21 protein-coding genes are annotated in these 16,787 nt (G+C 35.2%); 7 read left to right on the top strand and 14 right to left on the bottom strand.

Going from position 1 to position 16,787, the window contains the following annotated elements; translation table 11 throughout:
* The first annotated feature begins 39 nt into the window (after nt 1-39).
* Both relB and KNQ18_RS15880 read left to right on the top strand, forming a co-directional pair.
* On the top strand, nt 40-264 hold the full coding sequence (relB, locus tag KNQ18_RS15885; protein WP_215085501.1) for a type II toxin-antitoxin system RelB family antitoxin: 225 nt from the start codon (nt 40-42) through the stop codon (nt 262-264).
* Entirely contained in the window at nt 261-530 is a 270-nt protein-coding gene (locus KNQ18_RS15880) for a type II toxin-antitoxin system RelE family toxin (protein WP_215085494.1), read from the top strand. The genes relB and KNQ18_RS15880 overlap by 4 nt, the downstream gene beginning before the upstream one ends.
* Before the next feature lie 155 nt (nt 531-685).
* Here the strand turns inward: KNQ18_RS15880 and KNQ18_RS15875 are convergent, their stop codons facing one another.
* The 4 genes from KNQ18_RS15875 to KNQ18_RS15860 form a co-directional block, all read right to left on the bottom strand.
* The gene (locus KNQ18_RS15875) at nt 686-976 is read right to left on the bottom strand and encodes a type II toxin-antitoxin system RelE family toxin (RefSeq protein WP_215085492.1); all 291 of its coding nucleotides are present in this window, start codon (nt 974-976) and stop codon (nt 686-688) included.
* Between the two features lie 3 nt (nt 977-979).
* On the bottom strand, nt 980-1,300 hold the full coding sequence (locus tag KNQ18_RS15870; RefSeq protein WP_058266018.1) for a hypothetical protein: 321 nt from the start codon (nt 1,298-1,300) through the stop codon (nt 980-982).
* A gap of 353 nt (nt 1,301-1,653) precedes the next feature.
* Entirely contained in the window at nt 1,654-2,346 is a 693-nt protein-coding gene (locus KNQ18_RS15865) for a CPBP family glutamic-type intramembrane protease (RefSeq protein WP_215085490.1), read from the bottom strand.
* A 189-nt stretch (nt 2,347-2,535) separates the two neighbouring features.
* A complete protein-coding gene (locus KNQ18_RS15860; protein WP_215085488.1) occupies nt 2,536-3,318 on the bottom strand; it encodes an HNH endonuclease in 783 nt (260 codons plus the stop codon).
* A gap of 98 nt (nt 3,319-3,416) precedes the next feature.
* On the opposite strand from KNQ18_RS15860, the gene KNQ18_RS15855 reads away from it, so the two are divergent.
* From KNQ18_RS15855 to KNQ18_RS15835, 5 genes are all read left to right on the top strand, one after another.
* Nucleotides 3,417-4,220, top strand: a complete 804-nt coding sequence (locus tag KNQ18_RS15855; protein WP_215085486.1) for an SMI1/KNR4 family protein — start codon at nt 3,417-3,419, stop codon at nt 4,218-4,220.
* 338 nt (nt 4,221-4,558) lie between these two features.
* On the top strand, nt 4,559-5,266 hold the full coding sequence (locus tag KNQ18_RS15850) for a hypothetical protein (protein WP_215085484.1): 708 nt from the start codon (nt 4,559-4,561) through the stop codon (nt 5,264-5,266).
* Between the two features lie 215 nt (nt 5,267-5,481).
* Nucleotides 5,482-6,612, top strand: a complete 1,131-nt coding sequence (locus tag KNQ18_RS15845) for an FRG domain-containing protein (protein ID WP_215085482.1) — start codon at nt 5,482-5,484, stop codon at nt 6,610-6,612.
* A 45-nt stretch (nt 6,613-6,657) separates the two neighbouring features.
* Entirely contained in the window at nt 6,658-8,619 is a 1,962-nt protein-coding gene (locus tag KNQ18_RS15840) for an AIPR family protein (RefSeq protein WP_215085480.1), read from the top strand.
* Between the two features lie 69 nt (nt 8,620-8,688).
* Nucleotides 8,689-9,357 (top strand): hypothetical protein, encoded by a 669-nt coding sequence (locus KNQ18_RS15835; RefSeq protein ID WP_215085478.1) that lies wholly within the window; start codon nt 8,689-8,691, stop codon nt 9,355-9,357.
* A gap of 14 nt (nt 9,358-9,371) precedes the next feature.
* Here KNQ18_RS15835 and KNQ18_RS15830 read toward each other — a convergent pair whose 3' ends face one another.
* From KNQ18_RS15830 to KNQ18_RS15785, 10 genes are all read right to left on the bottom strand, one after another.
* On the bottom strand, nt 9,372-10,100 hold the full coding sequence (locus KNQ18_RS15830) for a deaminase (protein ID WP_215085476.1): 729 nt from the start codon (nt 10,098-10,100) through the stop codon (nt 9,372-9,374).
* Nucleotides 10,101-10,107: 7 nt separating this feature from the next.
* A complete protein-coding gene (locus KNQ18_RS15825; RefSeq protein WP_215085474.1) occupies nt 10,108-11,682 on the bottom strand; it encodes a DHH family phosphoesterase in 1,575 nt (524 codons plus the stop codon).
* Nucleotides 11,673-12,008, bottom strand: coding sequence for a hypothetical protein (locus KNQ18_RS15820; protein ID WP_215085472.1), 336 nt, complete (start codon nt 12,006-12,008; stop codon nt 11,673-11,675). The genes KNQ18_RS15825 and KNQ18_RS15820 overlap by 10 nt, the downstream gene beginning before the upstream one ends.
* Before the next feature lie 13 nt (nt 12,009-12,021).
* Nucleotides 12,022-13,077, bottom strand: coding sequence for a hypothetical protein (locus KNQ18_RS15815; protein WP_215085470.1), 1,056 nt, complete (start codon nt 13,075-13,077; stop codon nt 12,022-12,024).
* Between the two features lie 65 nt (nt 13,078-13,142).
* Complete coding sequence (locus KNQ18_RS15810) at nt 13,143-14,687, bottom strand: hypothetical protein (RefSeq protein WP_215085468.1); 1,545 nt, start codon at nt 14,685-14,687, stop codon at nt 13,143-13,145.
* 10 nt (nt 14,688-14,697) lie between these two features.
* On the bottom strand, nt 14,698-15,297 hold the full coding sequence (locus tag KNQ18_RS15805; protein ID WP_215085467.1) for a hypothetical protein: 600 nt from the start codon (nt 15,295-15,297) through the stop codon (nt 14,698-14,700).
* Nucleotide 15,298: 1 nt separating this feature from the next.
* Nucleotides 15,299-15,475, bottom strand: a complete 177-nt coding sequence (locus KNQ18_RS15800; RefSeq protein WP_215085465.1) for a hypothetical protein — start codon at nt 15,473-15,475, stop codon at nt 15,299-15,301.
* A 28-nt stretch (nt 15,476-15,503) separates the two neighbouring features.
* The gene (locus KNQ18_RS15795; RefSeq protein ID WP_251133448.1) at nt 15,504-15,929 is read right to left on the bottom strand and encodes a 3D domain-containing protein; all 426 of its coding nucleotides are present in this window, start codon (nt 15,927-15,929) and stop codon (nt 15,504-15,506) included.
* Nucleotides 15,926-16,258 carry a hypothetical protein gene (locus KNQ18_RS15790; RefSeq protein WP_215085463.1) on the bottom strand — a complete coding sequence of 111 codons (333 nt, stop codon included), beginning with the start codon at nt 16,256-16,258 and terminating at the stop codon, nt 15,926-15,928. The genes KNQ18_RS15795 and KNQ18_RS15790 overlap by 4 nt, the downstream gene beginning before the upstream one ends.
* Nucleotides 16,259-16,318: 60 nt before the next feature.
* Nucleotides 16,319-16,639, bottom strand: coding sequence for a hypothetical protein (locus tag KNQ18_RS15785; RefSeq protein WP_215085461.1), 321 nt, complete (start codon nt 16,637-16,639; stop codon nt 16,319-16,321).
* Nucleotides 16,640-16,787: the final 148 nt, after the last annotated feature.

Here is a 16,787-nt window from a genome sequence, read left to right as displayed (position 1 = left end):
TAATTTGTATTACAATGTATTACAAAGGAGCTGATGATTATGAGTACCATTTCCGTACGTCTGGATGATCAGGATACACGACTCATTAAGGAATATGCGAAGGCAAAGAACATCACGATTTCTACACTCGTTCGTGATGCCGTCCTCGATCGCATCGAAGACGAAATCGATTTACAACTCTATCATGATTCCATGACGGTACATCGTAAAAAATCAGAAGCGATTTCTTTCGACGATATGATGAAAAAACTTGATTTAGAATGACCGCATATACGGTAGAGTTTGAGCGCGGAGCTCAAAAGTCTCTCAAGAAGATGGATACCCAACAGGCGCGGATCATCATGTCCTGGATCAAGAAGAATCTGGTTGGGACGGATGATCCGCGTCGTCATGGTAAAGGACTGGTCTCGAATCGCTCAGGTGAATGGCGTTATCGCATCGGTGATTATCGTCTGATTGCTGACATCCAAGATGAAAAAGTCGTGATTTTAATTCTTGAGATTGGACATCGTCGTGATATCTATAAATAAGGCAGTTAGAACTCGCATCTGAGGAAATACGTGAGTTCTCTTTTTTTGTTTTTTTAACGACCGTTTTATATAAAGAAAAAAATGATAGTACAGGAATTGACAATCCCATACTATCATCTAAATGATTATCTACTACGTTAATCCTATTCAAAAATTTAATCTAACCGTTTTTCAGCGATTTTGTAAATCTCATCTTTGTCCCTTTTACCAATCGCAACAATCTGAATGATTTGGAGTTTCCCTTCTACTTCTCTAAAGACGACACGTAACCCCATTTTTCTGTTTTTCAACTTATTGCAATGAGATAAGTTTCCACTGAGTGGCTGTCCAGCAGCCATTCCTACAGAAATGATTCGGTTCAATGCTTTGTCTACGAATATCTTTTGGCTACCCTCGAGATTATCGTAGTCTTCTTTGGAATACTGTGTCCACTCAAGCTGATACAATGATTACTCCCACCCATCCATTTCATCAATAGTCGTTGGATGAGTTCCTTGTTCTCCACGGACTTCTGAATCGGTATAGGTGCGGACATTTTTATTGGATAATCGCATCTCAACTGTCAAATCGTCCAATCGACTGTACAATTCTTCAATTTCTTTATTGAGTGACTCGTATTGTTGCTGAGTGAGCATAACACCTGCAACTTTTTCACGGTTAAATACATAAACGCCGGCTGCTTCACGATCTGCTCTTTGGAATGCTTCCATCGGTGACCGTTTCACATCAGATATTGAAGTGGTTGGAATATCGAGTGTTCTCATCCCCATTTCATTTCCTCCTTCTATTTACTTCATCATACACCTTTTAAAAGACTTTTAAAAGTCTTTTAAAAGCATTGATTATACATTATGTTATACGAAAGGTGCTTGGATACCCTTCTTTCATCTTGCAATAAAAAAGCTCGATAAATAAGTACTCTGTAATTATACAAGAAAGAGGAATCGTAGCTCTGGAGCTAGGAGATAAGAAAAAGAGAGAGCTGCTGAAATAGCACACTCTCCCCTACTTTATAATTCATGAAGATAATTTAACATTTTTAGTAAAGAACTTAGATGAGATATAAGGTAATCCCTACATGCTGTAAATTGAAGGCATGATCAATATAAGGCATCTCGTTATCTTATAGTGATAATGCAAAAGCAACGAAGAAGAAGATAGCAAAATCATACAGAATATGTGCAATGATAGGGACCCAAAGGGTCTTTGACTTGAGGAATGCATACATAGAAGGTAAATGTCCTAAACCGATGATGAACAGGCATTGATAAACATTACCCTCATATACTGACAAGTGAGTTAGACCGAAGATAGACATCACGACGATTGCTGAAACAATCAAAGCTTGTTTTTTGTTCATCCGTTTTAACATAACAATTGCTACAATTGTAAACATAGCCGCAATGTAGATTTCTTCTCCTGTCAGACTAAAACCCATAACGACAAGATTAAGTCCCTTTTCGAACATACTTATATCATCCAATAGCATATCTCCGTCACTATGTGCGTTGCTCGTAAGATTTAGTGCTGAACCGATGAGAGAAAAGGCAATACTACATAAGAATGAACCAAAAAATGCAAATGGAATCCATTTTAAATTTTTAAGCGTTAGTCGTCCAAAAAGTAGTTTAGTGTTCGTCCAGCCTAGGACAACCAATAAAGCCATTATCCCGAAAATAATAAAGTACAAGAAGATAGAAAGAGGACTTAATATCTGAATTCCAGAAAGGGCTAGCCAATCTCCTATCGCAAGCAGTAAAATGGCAGCAATAATTTGCCAAACGCTTACTTTAGTATTTTTAAGCATATTAATCATGTTACACCTCTCCTAAAAAAAATTACAACTTGAATACTGTAACATATATTTACTTTTAACTTAAGTATTACCAATGTTTTTTACAAAGAATTATTAATAGTAATTCCTCACAAAAAACTATTGATAATATAAAATAATAATTAAAACAAGCCTTTACTTCGCATTTAAAAGCGAAATAAAGGCTTGTTTTTAAAGTTTACCCCAAATTGATTTACCACCTGTATGTCCTGTTAATCTATGAACTTCTTTATCGACTAATTGCATGACACCTGTATTTTCATGATGATGCCACGTCATACCTGACGGTGTTTCAGAATTTTTAATTTGCTTGAGTTGAGCATGAGTGAAACGCGAACTAACTTTAGCGTTTGTTTGGACTTGAATAAGAAGAATTTGATTACATCTTTTATTTTGCTGTGGGCTTGATAATTTGATCTCTTTTAATGAAAGTTGAACCGTAGCTTTATTAGGAAACTCAGGGAATCCTTTTTTATTAAAAGGAACACCTGTAACTGGGTGAGTTTTTTTAGCTAACTTACTGTTTCTTACATTAATCTTCTTTTTTGTACTTTTTAATGTTTGTTCAACTACTTTTCTTTGCTTACTTAAAGCTGTTACTAATGCCTTGGCTGCAGGTATGAGGTAACCTAATCTTGCCGCTTTTACAGCTGTAGGGTTCTCACGAGACCATTGTCTATATTCATCTAAAGTAGCAAAATTATCAGCGGTAACTCGATCGATTGGAACGTCAGGAACAGAATCTTCGTCTAAGAATTCCACATACTCTTTATTGACCTGGTCATCACTTATGTATTCTACATCCATACATTCGTCATCTACAATTTTTTTACACTCATCATCTTCTGTAGCAGCTGAAGTAGTTGCAGCAAAGGCGTTTGTTGATTCAAACGTACTAACTACAAGGAAAACTGTAAGTAAAGCTATTAAAAATTTACTTGAAAATTTTAACATCATATTACCTCCATATAATTTTTGGTGACACGCAAAAATTAGTGTATAATAATAAATGGAATTATACAAACATTTTTTTACAAGAAAGAGGGATTAAAGTGAATTTTTGGGATAAAACGTCTTTGAAAAATGTGAATACACCATTAAAAAAAGAAGATATTAAACATATTGAAAAGCAATTAGGTAGTGCTTTACCAAAAAGCTATCTCAAAAAAATGGAAGAACAAAATGGCGGGGATATTGAATTTAATTCAGTTGCTGTAGACTTTGAAAATACTTGGTCTGACGAAGAAACAGGACTTTACTTACCGTTGTATGAGTTCATGCCATTAACGATTGAAAAATATGAAGAAAGTACCATCATCTTAAATGAGTGGGGGGTAGATGGGAAAAAAATGATATTTGCTGAAGGTGAAGGAAGTTACCTTTGGTACTTTGATTTTGATGAGCATCCTCAAAATCCAGAAATATGGTGTTTGGACATCTCTGATGAAACTACGCATTTTGTAGCAGAGTCTTTTGAAAAACTTCTTACAAATCTCGAAAAAAGAGATAACGATGTTGAGTTAACTCTCGACGATGTATTTGCGGACTATCCTAGTATGGATGAAATTCGAGAAACAATTAAAAGTAATGACGATGATGCACGATTCCAAGCATATCGTATGTGGTTGACGCGTTGTGAGGATCTTGAAGGATTGATCGCTGAGTTACGTCAACAAGTAGAATCTTCAAATGATGAAGACGAATTAGATTCTTATGCTGAACTATTAGCTGAAGTTTTAGTAAATTATACAGATGAAGAATTTATGACCTATAAAGAGGCGATAGCATTGTTTAACAAAAAAGAGGATGTATCGGATTTAAGCCATGTTATCGTTCAACTTGAATCTGAACTCTAAAAATAGCATTTTATTTTAGAGTCTAATAACAATTGAATTGAACAAAAACTCTCACTTCAAATTAGAAATGAGAGTTTTTTTATGATCTTAAGAACAGCTCTTACAGTTATCGCAGGTGTATTCTACTTCATATAGATTTGACGTTGTAACCAATACTGTCACATCTGTCGTATGTTACCGTAGAGTTCATATCTAATCCCTATAAAAGTATCGTTTTAACTAACAATCAATTACAATTAAAATACAAAATTCTTTCCTTAAATTAAGTATCATATAGCCTTTTTACATAAATCTATACATATGTATTTTACTATTCGATTTAAAAAGGAGCTGGTTATTTGATCGACAAAAAACAAAGCGGGTTAAAGTCAAATCAATTATCTAAAATAGGCAGTTTGTCACTCAGTGCTGTTGATACTAGTCTTTCTATTAATGGAATTCCTGGTATTAAGGATCTCTCAACTAGCATTAGATCTCTAATAGACGAAAGAAAAATTGATCTTCTGGACACACTAATATTCGTTATGTATTCAAAAGGCGAAATTACTACTAATAATATTGAAAGCTTAAAAAAGAAAATTCAAGATGATGATCTTTTATTAAACTATCTTGAACGCTGTCAGCATGCCTTCAATAATTCTAGCGGATCATTAACCAGACGTATCCTAGCTATTTATAGTGGTAGAGTAATAAACGATGTAACCCTTTTAAATAACTATTCGTCTTCAGTAATTATACATACCCTGTCTTCTATTAATGATTTTGATTTAATTTATTTTGAATTAGCATATGACTATATAATTGCTAAGAATTTAGATTGCATAGACTCTCTTAAGTTATTTAAACTTATCAAAGAATATTCAGACGTACAGAATACGCAACCACTAGACTTTGTTTCGAGCGTTAAGAAATTAACGTCTTTGATGCTGTTTGAGGAATTAGATGGGCTAGTTGAGAATGTGGATGATCATTTTGTAATTTATTTAAATGAATATAGTCACACTCTCAAAGAGCTTATAGCTGAATATAAAACTCTCTTTCAATAGTTATAAGAAATACTCAATGCGAGGGCTTTTTTATAACTATATGATTATTTAAGTTAATGATCTACGATCTTTATTTATTAATACATTACTTCCTTAGTAAGTATGTAAAGCTAAGAATTGTAACTTGAATTATGTAAATTAAATGTAATATACTAGGATTATGATTATTATAAAATCAATAAAAATACATATATTCAAATTAAGGGGTCTTATTATTGGATTCAAATACAGTAAATAGTATTGAAGAATACATTAGTGAAATAAAGAAAATTCAAAAAGAACGTAATTGTAAGGTGTTCGTATATAGAGGTGAGAGGGAGGATTATGGTCCGACTTCGTGTGTCCCAAATATTTTTCGAGAAGCTCATTACCTTTCTAATAGTAATTTCGAAAAAAATATTTACAATGATATGTATTCTAAAGGTATTGTACCTAAACAAACATACTTGGAAACTGCTATAGATGCCCAACATGGTGGATTCCCGAGTAGGTTGCTTGACGTTACATATAATGCCTTGGTAGCTTTATACTTCGCAACTGAGTTTAAAGAAGATGAGATTATTAAGAAAAATCCAATAGTTACTATCTTGTTTATAGACGAGATTTATATTCCTGGTTCACATAATTCCGAAGAAATCTTCGATCAGTTAGTAGCCGAAAAATCTGTTTTAAAAGATCTCCATATTTGTTCTTTTAATCATAAATTACTAGATCATATGAATAAAAATGAAAGAATAAGAGCACAACAAGGAGCTTTTATTCTTTTTCAAGGAAGAGAGTATAAAAAAATCCCTGATATTATGTATAAAAAAATACAAATTAATAGTGCTGCTGTTAGACAAATACAAAAGGATCTTGATCAAATCTTTGGCTTAAATATCTCAAAAATCTATCCTGAACCCCACAACCAAATAGAAATCATTAAAAATAAAAATGGTTACATCAACTCTCAAAATCATAGTGTAGATAATGAATTTAAAATTGCTCTTAAAATGTTTAAAAAAATAAATGATAATCGACAAATTAAATTTAATGATTTTGTACAGAAACTTCTTGATAAGTGTTCAGGCAATCTTAGCATCTCAGACGAAAGAGCTATAGTAAAAGAATTAAATATAATTGAAGAAAGTTTATTAGCTTTTCGCTATGATTTAGAATTATCTTTAAAACAAATTGATGATTTTATTGAAAAAAAAATGTACCCAGAGCTCAATGATAAAATAAAACCAGAGGTGAGCAGTCTCTTTAATAATATTGTAAAAGAGCACTTACTCACTCTAAATTATGATTTAAGCGAAACTAATATAAAAGTAACAAGTGAAAAAAGCTTTCTTTTAGAAATTTAAATTTTTATTTATTGTACAAAATATCAAATAAAGGTGCGAAAATTTATGAATACTATAGATGAGCTGATAGAACTGGTAGATGATATAAATCATAGTATTGAAGATGAATGGGATATTCAATTAGAAAATAAAAAAGAATTAATAAATGAGATTCGGAAAAAAAGAGGAAATGATTACGAGAATTTTATCTTCTCTTCTACTAAGGATTTTAAGATAAGTAATAGTAAAGAAAAAAATTTAATATTATTCTTTGATTTTAATGATGCTTATCTTAAAAACAATGTAGAAAGTGTCGGGAAATATGTAAATAGTGCGCTTGATCAGATTATAACTCATATAGAAGATCAAGTTAATTCAGAAAAAGATTTTTGTATTTATTTCCTAAATAATCATCATGGAAAAACAATACAGGTTCAGCAATACAATAACTTAAATGATGCCAAATCTGTTGATAGCTGGTCTAAGTTTATTATTGATAAACTAAATGAAAAAAGAAATAAAGAAAATAAAATTTCTAGATCATCGACAAATAAAGTTAAAGTCGCTTTTAATTCTTATAACATCTATAAGAAGAAAAAAATTATGGAAGTCAAAATCAACAGTAGAGTTAAAAGCGCAACGGTAGAAGATTTAAAAGATCGTTATACCTCAGCGGAAGTATATTCCGCCAGTTTATATAGTTTAGTAACCTTATTTGGAGATATTGGAAACGATCTTTTTAAAGATAACCTACGTTTTAAAGTAAGCGATAAACCAAATACTGTAAATGTAGATAAAGAAATTCAACATACTCTAAAAAAATATCCACAAGAGTTTTGGTATTTGAATAATGGAATATCTTTATTAGTAGATGAAAATTTACTAAGTTTAAATCACTCTGAGCATTTGACATTTACTCTTGATGATGAAATTTTAAGATCCGGAAACTATAATTTATCAGTCATCAATGGTGCACAAACTCTAAATGCTGCTGCCGAATACTTTTTTAATATAAAAGCTCATAAAGCTGATGGAGTAATAGAAAACGATGCAACAAAAAATAAAGAAATTCAGAAAATGAAAACTGACAACTTGAAAGAGGCTTTGGAAAACGCTTTTGTTATACTAAGAGTAATAAAAGTAAGCGGTGAGAATAGTGATAAAGTAACTTCTAAATATGATTGGATAAATAAAGTTGCTATTGCACTTAATAGCCAAAAACCAATAATGAAAGAAGATTTAGTTTCTACAACTTACTTTATAGAAGCTATTAATAAAATTAATCAGATGGAAAAAGAAAATGCTTTTTCATTCGCTATCATAAAGCGCGGAGAACAAAGTTCGACTTTAAAAAGAAAATATAAGATTACTGATCTCGCCAAAATTTTAGTCACATATTTGGAATTTGCTCCCTCTAAAGCTAAAAATTCTACTTTAGGCGTTATAGGTACTAAAAAGATTGAAGAAGATATGAAATTTACAAGTGAAGCATTTAAAGAACAAAGTATCTTGATAGATTCAGATAAAAAATTTGAAGATCGTGTTATTGAATATAAAGAAAAAGCATTTGATATTTATTATAAACCAGTAAATTTTCTAATGTCTCTAAATAATTCGCTTGATAAACTATCAAGCAACGAGTCTTTACCTGAATTTACGGAAAAGGTAAAAAACTATTTTCATGCTAAACGTTCACCTACGCTTAAGGGTCTTGATGCAAAAGTCAAAGGGATATTGACATTTGGTAAATATCATTTAATTTTAGCAATTTATAAAACCATTTTAGAGGATAATAAAAATGAGAATTGGGATAAAACTTCAAATGATGCTACTCTTCTTTTTGTGGATGACACTATTATTCAAATGTGCTTATCATTTATTTACGCATGGGATGAAACCTATGATCTTCAAGACTCTTACGCATACACCTTAAAGGATTTTCGAATCCCAGTAGCAAAAGAAAAAGATGAAAGATATACTACTTTAATTAAATCTTTTAAAAAGTACTACAATAAATTTTATGCATGAATTAACCCTTAAATAGGGTTAATTCATTTTTGGTATTATAAATTATCTAATATGAACTGGATGATCATTATGAATATAACAAATCAATTATTAATTTCTACTATTACGACTATAATAATCGGCATTTTTATTCAACTACTTAATCATTATTTATCTTCACGTAGAGAAAAGAAAAAAGAAGTTATGGAGTCCCTTAGAAAATTTGCTGTACCCCATATAAATACGTTGATTTTTTTTCTAAAAAAAGAGATAGACTTTAGAAATGGTCACTATGAAAATACTGAGAACATACAAAAAAAGATTTTTGATACCCTTAAAAATAACATAGAGTTTTCAAGTCCTACTGTATCAAAAGCTTTTTTGGATTTAAAAAGTTTAGAATTTAGTGAGAATAACAGAGGATTCGAGAAGCAAGAACAAAAATTAAAACTATTTTATTACATGTGCCGTAATTGCATAGAAATCTTAACGAAAAGTAATAAAAGAGAATATAAATCTCTTATTTCGTCCTTAGAACGCTCACAATATCTTTACGGAGTTTGGTCAATTTTATATAGAGTAAATCAGAGTGATCATGTAAAAGAAGTCATGAATTATTATGAATTATGGTGGAGCGCTTATAAAAAACCTATATCTAGAAGAAAACTTCATAAATTACTTAATAAACAAAGTGATAAAAACAATAAAGAGATTAAAAACCTTTTACAAAAAATTGAAAAGCGAGCAAACATTCATTAACAAATAATTTTCTATTATTTATCTTTAAAAAAATTTAACTTTTTTAATGAAGTACCGGATATCATAAACAAATCCTTACTCAAACTCTTAGAATACGCATCCTTAAAGACTACTCGCTCTACACCGGACTGGATCAATGCGAGAGCACAGCTGCGACAGGGACTCAGTGTAACATATGCTGTCGCTGCAAGCTTTGTGATCGCATTGATTTCAGCGTGTACTTCGTTCTGCTTTGACCACTCATGATGGATCAGTTTATCAGGATGCGTTAACCAGATATTAAACAAACTCTTAACCGTTCGTTTAGCTAGATCAAGCTCACGTTCTCGTTTGAATGCATCCGAGAAATGACGTGCAATCCCGATGTTTGTTTCTTTATGTACTCGTCGAATCAATTTGTTGTTCAGTTCAGCGAGTTTGAATGTTTCCTTTGGATCAAACCCTTCTTTATCTAATCGTGTATGTAGGTTAGAAATGAATGCTGATAAGTCCATAAGATCAACATGAGTCTCTAGGTAGATGTCTAAGTATTCTTCGTACAGCTTCTTATCCTCAATGACGTCCATACGTACCTTAAATTGACCACCTGGTAGCTTCTCGAACAACTCATTGCAGTTCAGAGCCCCTGACATCGTTCCATTGTATCCAATACTGATTGGTTTTCCTTCTTTTACGATCACACAAGCCACCTGTTTACTGGCACACTTGCTATGGTCTAAAGCGATGTTTGTCGCAAAATCCATCCATGTCTTATCCCAACTCAACCTTATTCACCTCATCGATCAAGATTTGATGGTCAACGATGACCTTCTTGTATCCTCCGTGATACCAGCGATTCACCGATGGTTCACCAATGATCTCTGCAACATCACCAGACTTAATCTGTGTAATCTCATCATCTTCACTAACGAAGAACTTAACCGCAATAAAGTCATTAATCGATAGACGTCCATGATTTTTATCGGATCCGAACAACTCAAACTGCTGTACAGGTGACTTCAATTTCACTTTAATTGATTCGAATCGATTACCTGTCACTTTGTTGAGCTCTGCAATCTCGGCAATCATCTCAGCGGTCAACTCACTAACTTCTAGGTCGTACTGGACAATCTTCTTAAGCGTGATTGAATTATTCTTAATATATTCTAATAACTCAGCTAGTTTCTCTTCTAATACGCCTATACCAGCTGCTTCCGCGTGTCCTGATACATATGTACAAAGTTCTGACTCTAATAGATATCCACGTAAATCAAAACCACTATAAGAGCGTAATGAACCACCATAGCCTTTCTTGTTAGCGTTTAGTAAGATAGCTGGTCGTTTGTATTCCGACGCTAGTTTCTGAGCAATGACACCGTTAAGAGATGAGTTCGTTTCCCCTTCTTGACTCATTACTCCAATAATGACGTTCTCGCTAGATAGGATAGTGACATCTTTAAGAGCATCAGTTAATGCCGCCTTACGTTTACGAGCCTGTAAGAATAATGAATTCGAGATCTTCCGCGCTACTGCAGCGTCTTCTTCCAGGAATAATTCAAATACCTTTTCTTCCTCTCCGTACCGTAAAGCTGAGTTGATTGCTGGAATGATATTAAAGGCAACGTCTGAAGTCTTTAACGATTTCGTCATAGCATTCTTCTTCCGCACCATCTCGGACAACCCGACATTCTGAATGCTGTCTAACCCTTTCTTTACGATGGCGCGGTTACTCTTCTTCTTCATATCTACGACATCGGCCACCATTCCTAGCATCGTCAAATCAACAATCTGATCAGCGAACCAATCCTCATGCACTTCGTCAAATAGTTGAACAAGATGATAGACAACCGTAGCAGCGCTGATATGCTTATTCTTGTACCCACAGCCACTTTGTTGCGGATTAACTAGTAATACGTGAGGGTTCTTCTCTTCGACTTCATGGTGGTCAAGAATGATGATATCCATCCAGTCGGATAACTCTTCGCACGTATCAACATCATTCGTAGATGAGTCACAAATGATTAACAAGCTCTCTCCATCAATCTGCTCTACCTGGTACTTGATGCCGTGTCCTTTACCACGATTATGTCGAAGGATCCGTACATTTTCTTTCTTCGCTCCAAAGTGGATCAGAGCACGATATAGAGAAACCGACGAAGTTACTCCGTCGGGGTCAATGTCCGCTGAAATCGCAATCTGTTCACCTTGCTTAATTGCCTTTTCAATTCGCTTATGTGCTTTATCAAGGTTGAGCATCGTCTTAGGATCAAGAATGTCGCTTTCGTCATACTCGAACCATGTTTCATCAATACGACGCTTCTTTAAAATTTGCTTGATTAGTTCCATTCTTTTGTTTCCCCCGTTTTCCAGAGATGGCTTTCGTCCGACTTTAAAGCTCCCATCTCATAAAATCCTGCATATGCCGCCTCAACACTGTTTTTGGGGGTCAATTCGCGTTCAATTTCAGATTCTAATTTACTCAATGTTTGAGAGATCAATTCTTCGGGCATATTATCTTTATCAACATCTGATAATTTATATTTATTATTTAATTTAATAACTGCTTCATCAGACAGATAATCTAGGTCATTTTGGTCGCAAGTGATCATGATTTCCTTCTTTTGAGCCTTTTTAAGAGTAGATGCGAGGTATATTTTAGCCAATGTTTTCATGATGGTTTCTCCTTTACGAAGCAAGTACGCGCTTCCGATAGATTGTTTTATTCTGACACAGTTGTTCAAATGCTATCTTGCCTAAATCAAACGGTGCTCTTTTATGCGACTTATCGCCAAGCACATTGTCGTTGTCAATGAGATAGCTAATCCTGCGCATTCCTATCGCTTCGGCCATCTTTCGTACATCTTCCTCATCCTTGTCCGCGTCGAGCGCTAAGACAATCTCTATGTCTAACGGTAAACCTAACATCAAGGCAATCTGTCCTGGCTGGATCGAATCACCTTCTATGGAAACCACATTCTCGTAACCCATTGAGTCGGCCAACATCGTAGACTTTGCTCCTTCCACTACGTACAACTTCCCTGTCTCATTCGCGCTACCGAACGCACGATGAAAGTTGAATAATTCTATCGACTTGTTACAAGGGTGGAGATACAGATATTTATATCCGTCGTCGTCCATCCACTTGTCTAACAGTCGTCCTTTGACCCCAATTAAATCCCCATTACTGTTGTGAACCGGAAACACGACTCGTTTCGATTCAATATCCATTGCTACCCCGAACTTGTGTTGTGTCTGAATCGATATGCCCTCATCGATCCATCCTTTATATGGAGCGAAGATATACTCATTCATGATTGAGACAGGTATACGTTCATTCTCTCCAGAAGAACGCATCGACTGAATCTCTTTGAGCCAATCGTTTGAGACGACCTTCTCTTTAATCTCTTTGGTCTTCTCAAGATCAAATGTATCCTCAATCCACATCGCGCTTTTTCCGAGATACTCGTCTTGTCCTTCTTTATCCCATTTGTCGAAGATGAGAGCAGCTACTAGATTGAAGATATCGCCACTCACGTCTCGATTTCGAATGTTTGAGTACAACCCTTTAACGTTCTTAACCTGTACAGCCCGTCTATTCCGGCTCTCATACTCGTCAGGTAGACGCGCCACGTAGAGAGAACCACCCTGTTCGGGCTTAATCCCTTCGCAATGGAGCTTTTCGAGCAGATCAGGTACCAATTCATGCTGATAAATGTACGCTTTTATCTCCTTAAAATCCATCTGTCGCTGCCACCTTTATGGCAACATAATAAATGTTACCTAATATATGGATTACTTTACTTACATTACCTTTTAGCGTAAGAATCACTTGTCTTGGCAACGTATGTATAACCGATTTCTTTGAACGTGTTTCCGTTGAAATAAGGCTCAATTACGATTACTTCCTGACCACCGTCATTTGTGGATCCGAATCGATTCTTCGTGATGAACTTTAGGAAATACTGCTTCCCTGCCTTAAGCTGAAATTCTTTTTTGACAGGCTTGTCATTAAAGTCATCAGGTGGCATCCACTTCCAACATTCGAGAGGATTCTTGCCTCCCATCTTCTCATCGTCGAACACGTTACGGAACATCATAACCACCGCCGCTTCATCTTTAGCTGCTTTTCCTTCCCCGATACAATCGTTATCCAGGAACTTGCGTCCTTTCGTATGTTCAGCCAGCTGGAAGTTCAGGAAGATACGTAGATTGTAACCTCCTGCATCAGGTCGAGCTAATTTATAGTATTCCTTTGTATCGTCAACGAACTGTGCATATCGAGACTCTCCAGTCTTCGAATCACTTACTTTGTGTGTATCAATTAAGAAGTTAATGTATCCGCGCGCAACATAGTGTTGAATCATTGTTTTAACATCTTCAATTACATAGCTCTGAAGATAAACAACTTGAATTAGTCGATCATCCCCATTTAACAATTCGTTTGTTTTAGCAACAATCTTACGAATCGTCTCCTTATCTTCTTCAGTTAGTCCACTACGTACAAGCTTCTTGCGGTCGAACTTAATCTCTTTTAGATAATGCGTCTTGATGGTCATCGAAAGTTTATCCTGCCATGCTTTACGATCTTCTTCGTTGGCTAGAATGACTAATTTCTCACCGTTTTCAATACAAGCCATTACAACGTCTTCAGTTGCAATCGATGATTTACCTGTGTTTCCATAGCCGCCATGCATGAAGACATTGCCACGAACCCATCCTGCTACTGCTTTATTTGTAAGCTTGGCATTAAAGAATGGCATAACTCCCTCTGACTGCTTCTCGATCTCTTCAATATATTTCTCAGCATCCAGAAGTAAGGGAGATGATTCAAAGATGTTTTCGCTAGCTGCCATATGGATCTGATTCACCTTATCTTTCCAGTAAAGAGTAAGCTGTTCGGCTCGCATCTTGTATGGGTCGTACTTGCCATCTTTAACGAACACCTTCTCACCAAACATCATCTTCAGCTGCTTGATAATATGATTCCAACGAATACCTCGCTTATAATCATCAAAGTTGTCAGTAGAAACCCTAACCTTACGGACAATTTGGTTAATTGGATCGTAACCGCCGTACTCTTTGAACTTTGAATCAATGCCATACTCTTTAACTTTCTTTAAAATAATAACGTCATCAAACGTTTGGATTCCGTCATTAAACATATCGAGTCCAAACTCAAAGAAGAAGCGCCATGCGTCATGCAAGAACATCTCTCCATGGAGGTCGTCTTTCGTGAATGTTGCGTAGTGATTCGGATTTTCAAAGAGCGTAGAGACCAAATATCCTTCCTCAATCTCCGCTTTTGCTTTAATCTTTTCAATATTTTCTTTTGATACTGTTGCTTTAGCCAAGCTTTCCACCTCAATCTAGGAAGTCTGTGATATCTAATTCTTCTTGTTCGGGCTTTTTATAGTTGTTTATTCCAGGTACAATTCCGCTTTGTAAACTAGCTTTCGCAACCTTGTTCAATTGCTTCTCAGCCCGATCACGTTCACGAGCAACCTTTAACTTGTCTCGCACGATAGCTAAGCCATACTTTAACTCTCCGAGAGTGCTGTCAAATGACTTCTTTAATTTGATCCAGTTGATGTCACTCTCCGCTATTAAATATGCTTTCTCGATGATTCGGTATTCCGTACCACCTTTATAGTTCGTTCGTTTGCGTCCAATCATGTTGCCGTTTCGGATATCTTGAAGCAGCTGGTAGAATTGACGATTCAAGTCTTCTGGTCGCAGTCCATGAACCTGAAGGATCGTATCTCGAAGCGAATCAAGCTGCTTCTGTTCGCGCTCTTTGAAGGCTTTATCTTCAAAATAAGCGTCTACACACTCATCATGAAGATAAGTGCGTAAGACTTTTGTTTGACCGTTTTTGAGGAGTTTATCAGTTTGTTTTTCGATGACGAAAGCTGCTTCCTTGTCTACCTTCTCTGAACACCATTTGCATTTAACTAAAGCCATTTCACCAACCTCGTTCCTGTCGTGAAATGAGCGTCTGTAACACATCCACGGCTTTTGGTTTGTATGATTGATCCATCTTTTCGACTCGCTTAGACAGTTCATCGACATACAATTTTTCGTTTTCAGCAGTTGACCTTATATGATTTCCGACTAGCTTAAGTAGTAATTCGTAACTCATTTTAACACCACCTAAAATATTGTACTAATTAATTTATAACGGAAACGTATACAGTCTGACGACCGAATGAGATCGCTTCTGACTGACTCAAAAAGTAGATATCTAAAATGTTTCCTTGAATTGCACCGCCTGTATCTTCGACAGTGTATGTACCATTTACAGAAGGGTATCCTGGACAGTTAATCTTAACCACTGTCCCCAACGGGAGAAGACTCGTGTCTGCAGCAATCGTTCTTCCTTGCTGAACAATCTTACCACTCGCTGTCTTTCCGCCGTTATTTGGCATACCTGCATCCTGTAAAGTGTAAGCTGTTGCTTGATACTGCACCGCTGAACTGCCGACCAGATTCGTTTTGACAGTGGACTTTTTTATACCTAAGGGCATATTGTTAAGTTCTATCTGATCAGATTTATTAGTTCTCAATTGAGAGCTTTTCAGATCTTTATTCTTCAATCTAATTTTTTCTTCAGCTCTTGCGATTGATTGCTCAACGATGCTAATCTCTTTTTTAAATCACTTACCTCTTGCTTATAACTTTTCTGTTTAGTCGTACTCTTCTTTAATTCTTTTACTTTTTGCTTGTAAGCTGTGCTTAAAGTGCCGAACTCTTGCCGTTCAACTTCTCGATAAATTGAAATCTTTTTTAGAGTCTTGGCTGTCTGCTCCTGCTTGCTGTCTAGTTTTTCAATCATGTTGTCTTTTTCCTTTAGTTCGTGTGTGCCGTAAAGAATTACAGTCAGCGCAGCGACACCCGCAGCCCCCTTAGCAATGTATTTTTTCATCTGTAATCACCTAAAATTAAGAGGTCGTACTATTTGTAAGACCTCTTATCCCTTTTGTTTTTATTGTTTTAATAGTCCAGACTTTGCCACCGTTAAGAATGGAAATACGCCTATTCCACCGCATCCACCTTTTGAATCTCCCATGTGTAGCATATATGTCTCTAAAAACTCTTTTTCAGTCATTGTGGATTTAATCTCGTTGACAAATTTCTGATAAATGAATGATGAGCATTTATCTTGAAAAAGCATTTCCACGTCTTCAACCGAGGAACTATTGAAGAGCGAAACGATCTTCTCCGGATTTTCCAGTAGGTTTTTAATAACTGATATTTTACTTGCTGTGTCTTGAACTAGCTTGTTAAATCCATGATTGTCTTTCAATAGCGTTCGCTCCTCGATCATGTGGTTTTTAATTAAATTAGCATCAGTTGCCAAATTTACCGTCTGTCAACAACATCAATCTTACGATATAACTTTCCCGATTTCTAGCACACATTTAGAAAATATTAAGAAAAAGGGCGCAAAAAGA

Source organism: Exiguobacterium sp. s78, assembly GCF_018618985.1.
GTDB classification, from domain to species: domain Bacteria; phylum Bacillota; class Bacilli; order Exiguobacteriales; family Exiguobacteriaceae; genus Exiguobacterium_A; species Exiguobacterium_A abrahamii.
The sequence above is the reverse complement of the archived record's forward strand: the minus strand, read 5'-3'. Positions and strand labels throughout refer to the sequence as shown.